Genomic DNA, 15,918 nt, shown 5'->3' with positions numbered 1-15,918 from the left:
GAAACCGAGTGCGATTTGCCTCAAATCCTCATCAAATTAGAATAATTAACTGAGCTATTTGTACCATAGGCAAAAATAGAAAGCAAACCGCCAATTTGAAAAAATTAGAGAGAAAAAAGTTTAAAAAAGAGTAATTTAGTTATTTCAAAAATACAAAACCCCCAAATTATGGGGGTTTTCGATTCTAGCAAAAAGCAGAAATTATCTCGCCGGTTCAGGGGCTTAGACAGCTTATGCCGCTGCGCCTTCTACGGCCTGTTTCGCCAGCTCGGTTATGCGAGCATAATCACCTGTTTCCAGCGCATCGGCCGGAACTAACCAAGAGCCGCCGATACATAAGACACTCTTCAGCGCTAAATAATCACGGTAATTATTTGGCGTGATACCACCGGTTGGGCAGAAGCGAACCTGAGAGAACGGGCCGCCGATAGCCTGTAGCGCCTTCACGCCACCGTTGGCTTCCGCTGGGAAGAATTTGAACTCTTTCAGACCGTAACTCATGCCTAGCATCAATTCTGAAACAGTACTAATACCTGGAATCAATGGAATCGTACCTGCGGTGGCCGCCTGCAACAGATCGGCGGTTAAGCCAGGGCTAATAGCAAACTGGGCGCCCGCTTCGGTCACGGCTGCCAATTGCTCAGGATTCAGCACGGTACCGGCGCCAATAATCGCTTCAGGTACTTCCCGCGCAATGGCGCGAATCGCTTCAACTGCACATGGGGTACGTAAAGTCACCTCCAGTACGCGCACACCACCGGCAACCAACGCTTTAGCCAAAGGCACCGCCTGTTCAAGTTTATTGATGACAATCACCGGGACCACCGGACCTGCGGTCATAATCTGTTCTGCGCTCGTTTTCCAGCTTTTCATCGGTCGTTATCTCCACTTATGCCGTCTGCTGTAGGCTTGATGCCTATCCATTCAGGGCTATGTTGGTTGCCGTCAAGGCATCGGTTAAAAAATGGCACCCAGCCGAAGACCCACGGAAAGTGACCCGCCTCTTCAATACTGCCTACCATGAAACAAAATCAGAACTAAGCCTTTGAATGGCCCTTATAATCGCGCAGGTGCTCCGTCCGTGAGTTCATCCAGGCATTCCCTGATGGATGCACTACCCCGCCGGTCAGCGGCCGGCGGTGCCTGTGGCACCGGGGTAGTGAGGTTACTGATAGTTATGCTGTTAAGCGATTACTCGAATTCGTTCCATGAACGACCATCGCGAGTAATCATGGCTACTGAGGCGACAGGCCCCCAAGTACCGGATTGGTAAGGCTTCGGCGCTTCATTATCCGCCGCCCAAGCTTCCATGATGGAATCAACCCATTTCCAAGCTTCTTCCACTTCATCACGACGCACAAACAACGCCTGAATACCGCGCATGGTTTCCAGCAACAAACGTTCATAGGCATCAGCGATATGCTCTTCGTTGAAAGTCTCGGAGAAACTCAAGTCCAGCTTAGTCGTTTGCAAGCGGTGCTTATGATCCAGACCCGGCACTTTATTCAACACCTGAATCTCAATGCCTTCGTCCGGCTGTAAACGAATGGTCAGCTTGTTCTGCGGCAACTGTTGGTAAGATTCGCGGAACAGGTTCAGCGCGGGGTTTTTAAAGTACACCACTACTTCCGAACATTTGGTCGGCAAACGTTTACCGGTACGCAGGTAGAACGGCACGCCGGCCCAACGCCAGTCATCAATATCCACGCGGATAGACACGAAGGTTTCGGTATTACTACTCTTATTCGCCCCTTCCTCTTCCAGATAGCCCGGTACTTTATGACCCTGAACGAAACCGGCGGTGTACTGACCGCGAACCGTGGTCTCACGCACGTTGGTCTGATCGATACGGCGCAGTGAACGCAGCACTTTCACTTTTTCATCGCGAATACGGTCGGTGGTCAAATCTGCCGGTGGCGACATAGCGATCATGGTCAAAATTTGCAGCAAATGGTTTTGAATCATATCTCGCATCTGACCAGCCTGATCGAAGTAACCCCAACGGCCTTCGATACCCACTTCTTCCGCAACGGTAATCTGCACGTGATCGATAGTGCGGTTATCCCAGTTGGAAGCAAACAGTGAGTTGGCAAAACGCAGCGCCAACAGGTTTAGAACCGTTTCTTTACCTAAATAGTGGTCGATACGGTAAACCTGACACTCGTTAAAGTATTCAGCAACCTGATCATTAATGACCCGTGAGGACGCCAAATCGGTTCCCAAAGGTTTTTCCATCACTACGCGCGCCGGTTCTTTATTCAGCTTGGCTTCGCCTAAACCTTTGCAAATGGCACCGAAAGTACTTGGCGGCATGGCAAAGTAGTTAATGGTAGTGCGGTTTTTTTGATCGAGCATTTTGCCCAATTTAGCAAAGTGCTTGCTGTCGTTGACATCCAGATTACAGAAATCCAGTCGGCTGCTGAGCTTCTGCCAAAGTTCGTCATCCAGCTTTTCTTTCATGAAGGTGTCGAGGGCTTCCTTCACCACGCTGATATACGCGTCTTTATCCCAGTCAGCCCGACCTACACCGATAATGCGTGTATCAGGATGGATATGACCCGCTTTCTCTAACTGGTAAAGGGAAGGCAGCAGCTTTCGGCGTGCCAGATCACCTTTAGCGCCGAAAATAACCAGGTCGCATGCCTGGGCTGTATTAGTTACCGCCATGTGTTTCTCCTCGTTGCAGGATATTTGTAATTTTCTTACATCTATAATGTACTCTCTTTGACTATAGCCAGTAAACCCGGATAAAAAGGCGATAAAAACGGTTACAAAACATCCTGTCAGGCGCTAAGCCCCGTCAAATAAGGCGGCGTCAGATGAAAATGTAATTTTATGACTTTTTTGATCGTCTTTTACCATTCTGAAAATTAGACACAGGTCATATTCTGATGAAAAAGGGCTGCTTCCTCATCAATGCCTCTGCCAACGGGTCCCGGCTCGTAGTATATTTCCATTAAACCGGCATAGATTTCTCCTTTGAATGAAATCGACAAAACCCATGGGTGACTCTCGTTATATGAATACGCTGGAAAAGATCCAAAATAATCTGGACCTCCTGAGCAAATCTGAAAGGAAAGTCGCCGAGGTGATCCTTGCCTCCCCACAAACTGCCATTCACTCTAGTATCGCCACGCTGGCGAAAATGGCCAACGTTAGCGAACCAACGGTTAATCGTTTCTGTCGCCGTCTGGATACCAAAGGCTTCCCTGATTTTAAACTGCATTTAGCCCAAAGTCTGGCAAATGGCACACCTTATGTGAACCGTAACGTCGAAGAAGATGATAGTGTTGCTGCCTATACAGGTAAGATTTTCGAATCGACGATGGCCAGTCTAGATATGGTGAAAACCAATCTGGATATTGCAGCGATAAATCGGGCGGTGGACTTACTGACTCAAGCCAAGAAAATTTCCTTCTTTGGCCTGGGCGCTTCCGCCGCCGTCGCCCATGATGCAATGAATAAATTTTTCCGCTTCAATATCCCGGTCATTTATTTCGATGATATCGTCATGCAGCGCATGAGTTGCATGAACTCCGGTGAAGGTGACGTCGTGGTGCTGATCTCCCACACTGGCCGTACCAAGAACTTGGTAGAAATGGCCCGCTTGGCACGCGAGAACGATGCGACCGTTATTGCCATTACCTCGCGAGACACGCCGCTGGCACACGAGGCAACGCTGCCATTGCTGCTGGACGTCCCGGAAGATACCGATGTTTATATGCCGATGGTGTCACGAATTGCTCAACTGACGCTGATTGACGTACTGGCAACCGGATTTACTTTACGCCGCGGCGACAAATTCAGGGATAACTTGAAGCGGGTCAAAGAAGCGTTGAAAGAATCGCGCTTTGATAAAGGCGCGTCTTTACAGGGCCTGATTGAATAAACGCCCGACGCTAAAAATATCGCTTAAGACTGATTTATTTCAGTTTTGCGCCGATAACCTATGACACAGCTATCGTTTCTACATTCGCATGCGGTTAATTTGGATGACACAATTTCAGAGTAAAACTCATCACTCAGTGACATTTTGCTCTAGGGTTAATTATCCGCAGTTTTAACAACACCAATGCTTCACAAGTCAACGGAGTAATGCATGTCCAGACGGCTCAGAAGGACCAAGATTGTTACCACACTGGGGCCGGCTACCGACCGCGATAATAACCTGGAAAAGGTTATTGCTGCGGGTGCAAACGTAGTCCGCCTGAATTTTTCCCACGGCACCGCTGAAGACCACATGTTACGCGCCAATAAAGTGCGCGAAATCGCCGCTCGTTTGGGGCGTCACGTGGCAATTCTTGGCGACTTACAAGGGCCAAAAATCCGTGTATCCACCTTCAAGGAAGGTAAAGTCTTCCTGAATATTGGCGATAAATTCTTGTTAGACGCCAATCTGGGTAAAGGCGAAGGCGACAAAGATAAAGTCGGTATCGATTACAAAGGATTACCTGCAGACGTGGTGCCGGGCGATATTCTATTGCTCGATGACGGCCGCGTTCAGCTCAAAGTGCTGGAAGTTCAGGGCATGAAAGTGTTCACCGAAGTCACCGTCGGCGGCCCTCTCTCCAACAATAAAGGCATCAACAAACTGGGCGGTGGTTTATCCGCTGAAGCGCTGACCGAGAAAGACAAAGCCGATATTGTGACTGCCGCAAAAATTGGCGTCGATTATCTGGCCGTCTCCTTCCCGCGAACTGGCGAAGATTTGCATTATGCCCGCCGTTTGGCGCGCGATGCTGGCTGTAACGCGAAAATTGTCTCCAAAGTCGAACGTGCCGAAGCCGTAGCCACTGACGAAGCGATGGATGACATCATCCTCGCCTCTGACGTGGTCATGGTTGCCCGTGGCGATTTAGGTGTAGAAATTGGCGATCCAGAGCTGGTCGGTATCCAGAAAAAGCTAATTCGTCGTGCCCGTCAGCTGAACCGTGCGGTCATTACCGCCACGCAGATGATGGAATCAATGATCACCAACCCAATGCCAACCCGCGCTGAAGTCATGGACGTAGCAAACGCCGTGTTGGACGGAACCGATGCGGTGATGCTGTCAGCAGAAACGGCGGCGGGTCAATATCCGGCTGAAACCGTAGCCGCTATGGCGCGAGTCTGTTTGGGTGCAGAGAAAATCCCAAGCATTAACGTTTCCAAGCACCGTTTAGATGTGCAATTCGATAACGTCGAAGAAGCCATCGCGATGTCCACGATGTACGCAGCTAACCACCTAAAAGGTATCACGGCGATCATTGCCATGACCGAATCTGGTCGTACTGCCTTAATGATGTCGCGTATCAGCTCAGGTTTACCGATCTTTGCTATGTCTCGTCATGAGCATACGCTGAACCTGACCGCGATCTATCGCGGCGTCACGCCGGTTTATTGCGCCAACCACACCGATGGCGTAGTGGCAGCCAATGAAGCGGTTAACTGCCTGCGTGATAAAGGCTTCCTGGTTTCTGGCGATCTGGTTATCGTCACTCAAGGCGATGTGATGGGGACCATAGGTACCACTAACACCAGCCGTATTATTCGCGTGGAATAATTATTCTGCACCAATAAAAAAGCCAGTCAGCGCTAAGTTGACTGGCTTTTTCTTTATCTGCATCTTATTTCACTACTAAACCCATGTTCCTGTTCCGCTCACGCAGGATTATAGGTCCTTGCGTACGTAAGGCTCGATTTCACCTTCTTTACGGGTTTTCAGCAGTTTCAAAATCCAGGTGTACTGCTCCAGATTAGGGCTAACCAAAGCCTCAACTTCTTCGTTCATGCGACGAGCAATGTAAGCGTCATCCGCATCCGCTAAATCATCCATTGGTGGACGAATATAAATATCCAAACGATGTTCACGGTAATTATAAACAGGAAACATCGGCACAATGGCCGCACGGCACACTTTCATCAAACGTCCTACCGCAGGCAGCGTGGCTTTATAGGTCGAGAAGAAATCAACGAACTCGCTCTGCTCTGCGCCGTAATCTTCATCCGGCAGATAATAGCCCCAATACCCCTGACGCACAGAGCTGATAAAAGGCTTTATGCCGCTTTCGCGAGCATGAATGCGACCACCAAAACGCAGGCGAGCGCTATTCCACAGATAATCCACCAGCGGGTTGCGCTGATGATGGAACATTCCGGCGACCGGTTTCCCCTGCCCGGCCAATAACATGGCGGGAATATCGATAGACCACGCGTGGGGCACCAGCAGGATAACGTTGCGCCCTTGTTGCTGGAGTTCATCTAAAACAGATTCACCGTGCCAATGAACACGGGACAACACGTGCTTAGGATCGCGGAAACACAGTTCGGCCATCAGCATCATCGGCTGTGGCGCGGTGGCAAACATCTCATCGATAATTTGCTCACGCTCGGTCTCACTGATATTCGGCAAACAATAAAGAAGGTTTATCCGCGCCCGCCGACGAGCGCCTTTGGCGAATTTACCGGCCAGACGGCCTACACTGGCTAAAAAAGGATCGCGAATTCTTGCCGGTAAATAAGCCAGCGCGGCCATCACGCCAATACCTAGCCATACGCCCCAAAAACGCGGATGAAGGAATGATTTTTGGAATACCGGAATAAAACCCGCGCTGTCGTTCTTCTCTTTTTGCATCAGGAAACTCTTCGAATAGGCCAATCAGCTAATCATAATTGCGAAGATAAAGAATGCAATTGTCCTTCTGACTGTAAAAACTGATATCAGGCTGAAATACCTGATCTGTTGATAACCAACGTGGCCGTTACAATGAATATCACCATAACGACCACATTAGATTTTATTTATTCCTCTCAAGAATTCCTGAGAGGAATTACCGGCTAGTCGAGCTGCAACTGCGGGATGACTTCTTTCGCAATAGCCAGATAATCGCTACGATCTTTACCGCTCAATCCTTCGGAACGAGGCAGTTTAGCCGTCAGCGGGTTAACCGCCTGCTGGTTGATCCAGAATTCATAGTGCAAATGCGGGCCAGTGGAACGACCGGTATTACCAGACAGCGCGATACGATCGCCCCGTTTCACTTTTTGACCGGGTTTAACCAGCAGCTTTTTCAAATGCATATAACGCGTGGTGTACTGGCGACCGTGACGAATAGCCACATAGTTGCCCGCCGCGCCGCTGCGTTTCGCAATCACGACTTCGCCATCGCCCACCGCCAGTACCGGAGTACCGACCGGCATAGCAAAATCGACGCCTTTGTGCGGCGCAACACGACCGGTAACCGGGTTAATACGACGTGGATTAAAGTTGGAAGAGACGCGGAACTGCTTCATGGTTGGGAAACGCATAAAGCCACGGGCCAAACCGGAACCCTGACGATCATAGAACTTGCCGTCTTCGGCGCGAATAGCATAGTAATCTTTGCCGCCAGAGCGCATACGCACGCCGACCAGTTGGCTTTGCTCACTGCGCCCGTCGAGCACTTCACGCGACATCAGCACGGCGAACTGGTCGCCTTTGCGCAATTTACTGAAATCTAACTGCCACTGTAAGGCTTTAGTCACAGCGCGGATTTCCGAGTTGTTCAACCCAGCTTTCTTAGCGCTATTAACGAAACTGCCGTCCAAGCGACCGGTCAGTACGCTGTTACGCCACTCACCCTTTTGCAGCTCTTTGGTTTCTTTAAAAGTATTGCCAACGCGATCGTAAGTCCGCGTCTCACGGCGAGACACTTCCCAAGTCAGGCGTTGTAAGTCGCCGGAATCGTTCACCGTCCAAGAGATTTGCTGCCCGATCTTCAGATTACGCAGGTCGCGATTTTGCGAAGCCAGTAACGCCACATCGGACATCTCGATGCCGTACTGAGTCAGAATATTGCCAAGGGTATCGCCGGTAGAAACCACATATTCATGAACGCCACTTTCATTAACATCTTTAGCGTCCAGTTCGTCCTGAGGAATCTCATCGTCCGGACTCGGTTGGTCTAGCGGTTCACTGGCCTCGGGAGCCAGAATCCTCGCCTGGCTGGTATCAAGAATAACGCTTTTCGCAATGGGATCGTGTTCTGGGTGATAAACAAATGGCCGCCAAACGGCAACGGCCAAGGTCATTACGGTCAACGACCCCAGCATCACTCGATGGGGCCGCGGTAAGTTGTTATACGCCAGAGCGATAGTTCGGACTATCTGCTGCACTTATGAGTATCCTTATAAGTCTCACTTCAGGCAGCTCACGTATTGATTAGACAACTGAGACAGAAACTCTGTGTAGCTATCTTTATCCAATGCGATGCCGCTACCCAATGGATCCAGCGTGCCTGAACGCACCTGAGTTCCCTTGGCAACGGCATTAATTACGGCCGGCCTGAATTGTGGCTCAGCAAAAACGCATACCGCCTTTTGCTCAACCAACTGTGTTCGAATTTGATGTAAACGCTGTGCGCCGGGTTGTATTTCGGGGTTGACTGTAAAGTGACCCAATGGAGCCAAGCCAAAGTGTTTTTCAAAGTAGCCATAGGCATCATGAAAAACAAAATATCCCTTACCCTGCACAGGCTTCAGCATATTAGCAATTTTTTTGTCGCTTTGCGCTAGTTGATCCTCGAATCGGCGCAGGTTTGCATCTAGTTTGTCCCGATTTTGTGGCATAAGTTCCAATAATCGGTCGTGAATAGCAATTGCCGTCAACTTAGCAATCTCTGGCGAAAGCCAAACATGCATGTTGTACTCACCGTGGTGATGCCCATGTTCATCATTATTCGCTGCATGATCATCATGATGCGCATCATGCTCACCCTCATGTTCATCATGCTCGTCACCTTTCATTAAAAGCGCTGAAACCTGGGGCAATTGGGAAACAGCAATCTGTTTGCTGGCAGGGACTTGCGTCAATGGCTTGCTCAGAAAGGCCTCCATTTCCGGTCCCACCCAAATTACCAGCTCAGCCTGACGTAAACGCTGGACATCGGACGGACGAAGGGCATAATCGTGTGGCGAAGCGCCATCGGGCAGTAAAACCTCCGTTGGTAGCACGCCGTCAGCGATAGAAGCCGCAATAAATCCCAACGGACGGACGGAGGTTACTACCGCTGCTGATGCGCTATGTACCACACCTGCCATCAAAACGGCGCTGGCTAATAAGGTTCTTCGTAGCCATTGGTTTTTTTGTAACATAACGTTATTTCTCTTGAACATGGTAAGTTATCTCGTCCTTTTCACTGGAAAAGCGTAATATTATAACATTCACTTAATTCTGCAAACGTAATCATCATGTCCACATTGGTAAGTCTGAACAAAATATCCGTTACCTTCGGGAATCGGCGGGTACTCGCTGATATTTCCCTCTCATTACAGCCGGGAAGAATCCTCACGCTGCTTGGGCCAAACGGCGCGGGAAAATCGACGCTGGTTCGTGTGGTACTGGGATTGATCGCCCCTACCGGCGGTTCCGTGGTGCGGGAGCCTGGATTACGTATTGGCTATGTGCCGCAAAAATTACATCTGGACGCCACTCTACCGCTGACGGTGAGCCGTTTTATGCGCCTTAAACCCGGTGTGAAGCAAGCAGATATTTTACCGGCACTGAAACGCGTCCATGCTGCCCATTTATTAGATCAGCCCATGCAGAAACTGTCTGGCGGAGAAAATCAGCGGGTGCTGCTAGCCAGAGCTTTGCTGAATAAGCCTCAGTTACTGGTGCTGGATGAACCAACACAGGGTGTCGATGTCAACGGGCAGCTAGCGCTGTACGATCTGATTGAACAGCTGCGTACCGAACTGGGCTGCGGCGTACTGATGGTGTCCCACGATCTGCATCTGGTTATGGCGAAAACCGACGAAGTATTATGCCTTAACCAACATATTTGCTGCTCTGGCGCGCCAGAAGTGGTTTCTACCCATCCAGAATTTATCGCTATGTTCGGCAATCGCGGTGCCGAAAAACTGGCCGTTTACCGTCATCACCATAATCATCGTCACGATTTGCATGGCAAAATTATTCTAAAAAATCCAGGGAGCCGTGACGCATGATCGAATTACTTTTACCCGGCTGGTTAGCGGGTGTACTGCTTGCCTGCGCCGCTGGCCCACTGGGGTCATTTGTGGTTTGGCGTCGAATGTCTTATTTCGGTGATACTTTGGCTCACGCCTCGCTACTCGGCGTGGCATTTGGCTTGCTGTTGAATGTGAATCCGTTTTACGCCGTGATCGCCATGACGCTGATATTGGCTCTGGTTCTCGTGTGGCTGGAACGTCGCCCGCAGTTGGCCGTCGACACCTTACTCGGCATCATGGCGCACAGCGCATTATCGCTCGGTCTCGTTGTCGTCAGCCTAATGTCAAATGTACGGGTCGACCTGATGGCCTATCTGTTTGGCGACCTGCTTTCAGTCACCCTAAATGATATCTGGATGATTGCCATCGGCGTTGCCGTGGTATTACTGGTGCTGTGCTGGCAGTGGCGGCCGTTGTTATCGATGACCATTAGCCCTGAACTGGCACACGTTGACGGGGTTAATCTACAGCGCGTCAAAATGCTATTGATGCTCATTACCGCGCTGACCATTGGTTTATCAATGAAATTTGTCGGCGCACTGATCATCACGTCATTGCTAATCATTCCCGCCGCCGCCGCCCGTCGTTTTGCTCGCACACCGGAGCAAATGGCCGGGATAGCCGTGGTGATTGGCATTCTCGCTGTAACCGGCGGTCTAGCCTTCTCTGCGCTTTACGATACGCCAGCCGGTCCATCCGTGGTTCTCTGCGCCGCGGTGATGTTTGTGCTCAGCCTCTCGCAAAAGCCTAGAGGATAAAGCTCGACGGAGGGAGCCGGTTCACCGCTCCCTCCGTCGCGTTTATATTTACTTCTTACTTCTTACTTCTTACCTTTTATTTAACCCACTTATTTATATCGTATTTTTCCTTATATTCACTTTTCTCCGAGATAACCTTATTGGCATAACTGCTTAGCCGGGGTTATTTCGCTTCTCTTTTTCTGCATTTGATAACATTCTGCATTTGATAAAATTCCGCACAAAATAAACATGTCGGATACAAAAACCATCCGTTAAGTTTTAATTAGTGTGATCAGCCACAAACATAATATTCATCCAGTGTAATACTCTGCCGTCGTTGCTTTTTGAGAAAACACTTTCACTATTCTATTCGGCTTTCTTTCTCGCGCCGGGACGGATTTGTGCGCACCTTACTCACTCATAACGATTATTCAGAGGCAAACCATCATGGATAAACCCACACCAACCGGTTTATTACAGCAGCCCAAACCTTTCTTTATGATCTTCTTTGTCGAACTGTGGGAAAGGTTTGGCTACTACGGCGTGCAGGGCATTCTCGCGGTTTTCTTTGTTAAACAGCTAGGCTTCTCGCAAGAACAAGCATTTGTGACTTTCGGGGCTTTTGCCGCTTTGGTTTATGGCCTGATTTCTATTGGTGGCTACGTCGGCGATCATTTACTGGGAACTAAGCGCACCATGGTCCTGGGTGCAGTGGTGCTCGCCATTGGTTACTTCGCTACCGGTTTATCCTTGTACCAGCCTAATCTGATTTTTATCGCCTTAGGAATTATTGCCGTTGGGAATGGTTTGTTTAAAGCCAATCCTGCTAGCTTATTGTCTAAGTGCTATCCGCCAAAAGATCCGCGTTTGGACGGCGCTTTTACCCTGTTCTATATGTCAATTAACGTCGGTTCATTACTTTCTCTGTCGTTAGCCCCAATTATCGCCGAACGTTATGGTTACACCGTCACTTACTATCTATGCGGTATCGGCCTGATCTTTGCTTTGCTGGTTTATTTCTGCTGCCGTCATATGGTTCGCCATATAGGGTCCGAGCCTGACACCCAGCCACTAAACTGGAAAAATCTGTTTCTGGTGCTAGCCGGTACGGTCGTCATGGTATTTGTTTGTGCCTGGCTGATGAATCACGTCATGATCGCCAATCTGGTGTTAATCGTGCTGTCATTAGTGGTAGTTTTCATTTTCTTCAAAGAAGCGTTCAAGCAGGATACCTTGGGGCGCAATAAGATGTTTGTGGCCTTTATTCTGATGTTGGAAGCTATTGTTTTCTACGTGCTGTACGCGCAGATGCCAACCTCGCTGAACTTCTTTGCAATTAATAATGTTCATCACGAAATACTGGGTTTTGCCATTAATCCAGTCAGTTTCCAGGCACTCAATCCGTTTTGGGTGGTAGTTGCCAGCCCTATTCTCGCCAGCCTCTATACTCGTTTTGGTAGTAAAGGAAGAGATCTGACTATGCCAGCCAAATTCACTTTGGGCATGTTCTTATGCTCACTGGGATTTTTGACCGCGGCGGCAGCAGGGATGTGGTTTGCCGATGCCCAGGGCCTGACATCACCTTGGTTTATCGTTCTGGTTTATCTATTCCAGAGTCTCGGGGAATTAATGATTAGCGCTTTGGGCTTGGCGATGGTCGCGGCGTTAGTACCACAGTATTTGATGGGCTTTATTCTGGGGATGTGGTTCCTGACACAGGCAGCATCCTTCCTGATTGGTGGCTACGTTGCGACCTTCACCGCAACCCCGGAAGGCATTACCGACCCATTGGAGACCCTGCCTATCTACACCGATGTGTTCGGTAAGATAGGCTTGACTACGCTAGGGATTGCAGTCGTGATGGGGCTGATGATTCCATGGTTGAACCGAATGGTGAATACGCCAGTAGCTGAGAAAGCCACGGTTTAAAACCTAATTCAGGTAAACTCATTCGGCGGAGCTGCCTCATTCAGGCAAGACTCCGCCGCTAACAACATTACACTTCTCGATCGATACCAAAATGCTTGTAGGCATGATGAGTGGCAATACGCCCACGCGGAGTCCGTTGGATAAAACCTTGCTGAATCAGATAAGGTTCCAGCACGTCTTCGATGGTTTCACGCTCTTCCCCGATAGCCGCCGCCAGATTATCCAACCCTACCGGCCCCCCCATAAACTTATCAATTACCGCCAGCAATAGCTTACGATCCATGTAATCAAAGCCTTCCGCGTCCACATTCAGCATATCCAAGGCTTTCATCGCCACATCGCCGTTAATGGCACCATCGGCTTTCACTTCAGCGAAATCCCGAACCCGTCGCAGCAGGCGATTGGTAATACGCGGCGTGCCCCGTGACCGACGCGCCAGCTGATGGGCACCTTCCGGCGTTAATTCCAATCCGAGGCATTGGGCGCTACGGCTGACAATATGCTCCAGATCTGCGACCTGATAAAACTCCAGCCGCTGCACAATCCCGAAGCGATCCCGCAACGGTGAAGTCAGAGAACCGGCACGCGTCGTGGCTCCAATCAAAGTAAAGGGCGGCAAATCCAGCTTGATCGAACGCGCCGCTGGCCCCTCACCGATCATGATGTCCAACTGATAATCTTCCATCGCCGGGTAAAGAATCTCTTCGACTACCGGAGATAGGCGATGAATTTCATCAATGAACAGTACGTCATGAGGCTCAAGGTTGGTCAGCATCGCCGCCAGATCGCCAGCTTTTTCCAGTACCGGGCCGGAAGTGGTGCGCAGATTCACGCCCATCTCGTTAGCCACGATATTAGCCAGCGTAGTTTTACCTAGACCCGGAGGGCCAAATATCAGCAAATGATCCAGCGCATCGCCGCGCTGTTTCGCCGCCTGAATAAAGATTTCCATCTGCTCGCGGACATGGGGCTGCCCGACATATTCGCTTAATAGCTTGGGGCGAATCGCTCGGTCAATGATCTCTTCTTCACTGATAACGCCAGCCGAAATCAGGCGGTCTGCTTCAATCATCCTCTACCTCTTGCTGTCACTATAAGGCTGCGCGCAACGCGTCACGAATTAATGTCTCACAGTCTGCGCCCGGCTTGGCAATTTTGCTGACCAAACGGCTGGCTTCCTGGGGTTTGTATCCCAACGCCACCAGTGCTGAAGCGGCCTCTGCCTCCGCATCTGCGGCAGAAATCTGCGCCGAAGTGGTAGGCAACGGGATCTCGCCGGTATGATTAAACAGATCGCCGTTCAAGCCTTTGAAGCGGTCTTTCATTTCCACCACCAAACGCTCGGCGGTTTTCTTTCCTACGCCCGGCAGTTTCACCAGCGTGGTGATCTCTTCACGTTCAACGGCGCTGACAAACTGCTGTGCCGACATACCGGACAGAATTGCCAGCGCCAGCTTTGGCCCAACACCGTTGACTTTGATCAGTTCACGGAATAACGCACGTTCCTGTTTATCATTGAAACCATAGAGTAACTGCGCGTCTTCCCGTACGATAAACTGAGTAAAGATAATGGCTTCCTGCCCAATCTCCGGCAGTTCATAAAAACAGGTCATTGGCAGTTGGATTTCATAGCCAACCCCGTTGGTCTCCAGCAGCACCAGCGGCGGCTGTTTTTCCAGAATGATACCTCTGATGCGCCCTATCACCTTAACTGTCTCCTTGCCCGGCAGGTATATCGATAAATATATTTTATAGCTGTTTATAACATAAAAAAGGCTGGATGGATATCCAGCCCTCAGCGATTAATCCGGCTTTATCGGGTCTTTGCGCGCCTTTGCACAAAATTAACGCAAACGACCACGTGCCATGACCAATTGGTTATTCCCCAATCGCACCGTATTTTGGCTGAGATGACAGTGGGTAATCGCAATCGCCAAAGCATCGGCGGCATCGGCCTGCGGATTAGCTGGTAACTTCAGTAACGAACGCACCATATGTTGTACCTGGCTTTTCTCTGCCGCGCCTGTGCCGACGACCGTTTGTTTCACTTGTCTTGCCGCGTATTCAGACACCGGCAAATCCAGATTGACCGCCGCAACAATGGCCGCGCCTCTTGCCTGTCCTAGCTTCAACGCCGAATCAGCGTTTTTTGCCATAAACACCTGTTCAATGGCAAAAAAGTCCGGGTGGAACTGAGTAATGATTTCAGTCACACCGGCGTAAATCAATTTCAACCGGGTCGGTAAGTCGTCCACCACGGTTCGGATACAACCACTGCCCAGATAGGTCAGCTGACGCCCTTCCTGGCGGATAACGCCATAACCGGTGACACGAGAACCGGGATCGATACCTAATACGATCGCCATACCAGTTTTCACCTTATCCGTTATCGTTGGGAACCACACCCACCTAAAAATAGGCCGTGCCCAATAATGAGCACGGCGACTTTACTGCTTTACTATGTTACCGCGACGACTTACACGGAATCACGCTGACTGTCGCTCATTACAGCGTAGCAGCGACTTCGTCGGAGATCTCACCGTTATGGTAAACCTCTTGCACGTCGTCAGAATCTTCCAGCATATCGATCAATCGCAGCAGTTTTGGCGCAGTCTCTGCATCCAAATCGGCTTTCGTTGATGGGATAAGCGACACTTCCGCCGCTTCAGCCACCAGACCAGCCGCATCCAGCGCGTCTTTTACCTGACCCAGAGATTCCCACGCAGTGAACACGTCAATAGCACCATCATCATATACAGTCACATCATCGGCACCGGCTTCCAGCGCCGCGTCCATCACCGTATCTTCATCCAGACCTGGCGCGTAAGAAATCACACCTTTTTTGGTGAACAGATAAGAAACGGAACCATCGGTACCCAAGTTACCACCGGTTTTGGTAAAGGCATGGCGAACTTCAGATACGGTACGGTTACGGTTATCACTCAGGCATTCAACCATTACCGCAGTGCCACCCGGACCATAACCTTCATAAATGATGGTTTCCATGTTGTTATCTTCGTCACCGCCCACGCCGCGTGCAATAGCCCGGTTCAGGGTGTCGCGCGTCATGTTATTGGACAATGCTTTATCGATAGCCGCACGCAAACGTGGGTTAGCAGCCGGATCGCCACCGCCTAATTTGGCAGCCGTAACCAGCTCACGGATAATTTTGGTGAAAATCTTACCGCGTTTGGCATCCTGTGCCGCTTTGCGGTGTTTAGTGTTGGCCCACTTACTATGACCTGCCATAAGAATCTCC

Annotated in this window: 14 protein-coding genes; 5 read left to right on the top strand and 9 right to left on the bottom strand. The window is 50.1% G+C overall.

The window, feature by feature from the left end:
• Nucleotides 1-231 precede the first annotated feature (231 nt).
• Together AD970_RS07575 and zwf are read right to left on the bottom strand one after the other, a co-directional pair.
• Entirely contained in the window at nucleotides 232-873 is a 642-nt protein-coding gene (locus AD970_RS07575; RefSeq protein WP_049597694.1) for a bifunctional 4-hydroxy-2-oxoglutarate aldolase/2-dehydro-3-deoxy-phosphogluconate aldolase, read from the bottom strand.
• Between the two features lie 318 nt (nucleotides 874-1,191).
• A complete protein-coding gene (zwf, locus tag AD970_RS07570) occupies nucleotides 1,192-2,667 on the bottom strand; it encodes a glucose-6-phosphate dehydrogenase (RefSeq protein WP_049597693.1) in 1,476 nt (491 codons plus the stop codon).
• Between the two features lie 334 nt (nucleotides 2,668-3,001).
• On the opposite strand from zwf, the gene AD970_RS07565 reads away from it, so the two are divergent.
• A complete protein-coding gene (locus AD970_RS07565) occupies nucleotides 3,002-3,889 on the top strand; it encodes a MurR/RpiR family transcriptional regulator (protein WP_456294427.1) in 888 nt (295 codons plus the stop codon).
• Between the two features lie 210 nt (nucleotides 3,890-4,099).
• Nucleotides 4,100-5,542 carry a pyruvate kinase gene (pyk, locus tag AD970_RS07560; RefSeq protein ID WP_049597692.1) on the top strand — a complete coding sequence of 481 codons (1,443 nt, stop codon included), beginning with the start codon at nucleotides 4,100-4,102 and terminating at the stop codon, nucleotides 5,540-5,542.
• Nucleotides 5,543-5,650: 108 nt separating this feature from the next.
• Here the strand turns inward: pyk and lpxM are convergent, their stop codons facing one another.
• The 3 genes from lpxM to znuA all read right to left on the bottom strand — a co-directional run bounded on the left by lpxM (nucleotide 5,651) and on the right by znuA (nucleotide 9,111).
• A complete protein-coding gene (gene lpxM / locus AD970_RS07555) occupies nucleotides 5,651-6,613 on the bottom strand; it encodes a lauroyl-Kdo(2)-lipid IV(A) myristoyltransferase (protein ID WP_049597691.1) in 963 nt (320 codons plus the stop codon).
• Nucleotides 6,614-6,816: 203 nt separating this feature from the next.
• Nucleotides 6,817-8,133, bottom strand: a complete 1,317-nt coding sequence (gene mepM, locus AD970_RS07550; RefSeq protein WP_049597690.1) for a murein DD-endopeptidase MepM — start codon at nucleotides 8,131-8,133, stop codon at nucleotides 6,817-6,819.
• Nucleotides 8,134-8,154: 21 nt separating this feature from the next.
• Nucleotides 8,155-9,111 carry a zinc ABC transporter substrate-binding protein ZnuA gene (gene znuA / locus AD970_RS07545; protein WP_049597689.1) on the bottom strand — a complete coding sequence of 319 codons (957 nt, stop codon included), beginning with the start codon at nucleotides 9,109-9,111 and terminating at the stop codon, nucleotides 8,155-8,157.
• 96 nt (nucleotides 9,112-9,207) lie between these two features.
• Between znuA and znuC the strand changes: the two genes are divergently transcribed.
• The 3 genes from znuC to dtpB all read left to right on the top strand — a co-directional run bounded on the left by znuC (nucleotide 9,208) and on the right by dtpB (nucleotide 12,659).
• Nucleotides 9,208-9,966, top strand: a complete 759-nt coding sequence (gene znuC, locus AD970_RS07540) for a zinc ABC transporter ATP-binding protein ZnuC (protein ID WP_049597688.1) — start codon at nucleotides 9,208-9,210, stop codon at nucleotides 9,964-9,966.
• The gene (znuB, locus tag AD970_RS07535) at nucleotides 9,963-10,748 is read left to right on the top strand and encodes a zinc ABC transporter permease subunit ZnuB (protein WP_049597687.1); all 786 of its coding nucleotides are present in this window, start codon (nucleotides 9,963-9,965) and stop codon (nucleotides 10,746-10,748) included. Before znuC ends, znuB begins: the two co-directional genes overlap by 4 nt.
• 429 nt (nucleotides 10,749-11,177) lie before the next feature.
• The gene (gene dtpB, locus AD970_RS07530; RefSeq protein WP_049597686.1) at nucleotides 11,178-12,659 is read left to right on the top strand and encodes a dipeptide/tripeptide permease DtpB; all 1,482 of its coding nucleotides are present in this window, start codon (nucleotides 11,178-11,180) and stop codon (nucleotides 12,657-12,659) included.
• Between the two features lie 67 nt (nucleotides 12,660-12,726).
• On the opposite strand, the gene ruvB is transcribed toward dtpB, so the two are convergent.
• The 4 genes from ruvB to AD970_RS07510 form a co-directional block, all read right to left on the bottom strand.
• Complete coding sequence (gene ruvB / locus AD970_RS07525) at nucleotides 12,727-13,731, bottom strand: Holliday junction branch migration DNA helicase RuvB (protein WP_049597685.1); 1,005 nt, start codon at nucleotides 13,729-13,731, stop codon at nucleotides 12,727-12,729.
• A gap of 19 nt (nucleotides 13,732-13,750) precedes the next feature.
• On the bottom strand, nucleotides 13,751-14,365 hold the full coding sequence (gene ruvA / locus AD970_RS07520) for a Holliday junction branch migration protein RuvA (protein WP_049597684.1): 615 nt from the start codon (nucleotides 14,363-14,365) through the stop codon (nucleotides 13,751-13,753).
• 138 nt (nucleotides 14,366-14,503) lie between these two features.
• Complete coding sequence (gene ruvC, locus AD970_RS07515) at nucleotides 14,504-15,025, bottom strand: crossover junction endodeoxyribonuclease RuvC (RefSeq protein ID WP_049597683.1); 522 nt, start codon at nucleotides 15,023-15,025, stop codon at nucleotides 14,504-14,506.
• Nucleotides 15,026-15,164: 139 nt separating this feature from the next.
• Nucleotides 15,165-15,908 carry a YebC/PmpR family DNA-binding transcriptional regulator gene (locus AD970_RS07510; RefSeq protein WP_049597682.1) on the bottom strand — a complete coding sequence of 248 codons (744 nt, stop codon included), beginning with the start codon at nucleotides 15,906-15,908 and terminating at the stop codon, nucleotides 15,165-15,167.
• Between the last annotated feature and the right edge of the window lie 10 nt (nucleotides 15,909-15,918).

The sequence above is a fragment of the Yersinia nurmii genome, assembly GCF_001112925.1.
GTDB classification, from domain to species: Bacteria; Pseudomonadota; Gammaproteobacteria; order Enterobacterales; family Enterobacteriaceae; genus Yersinia; species Yersinia nurmii.
Note: the sequence above shows the minus strand (reverse complement) of the source record. Positions and strands in the feature narration are given on the sequence as shown.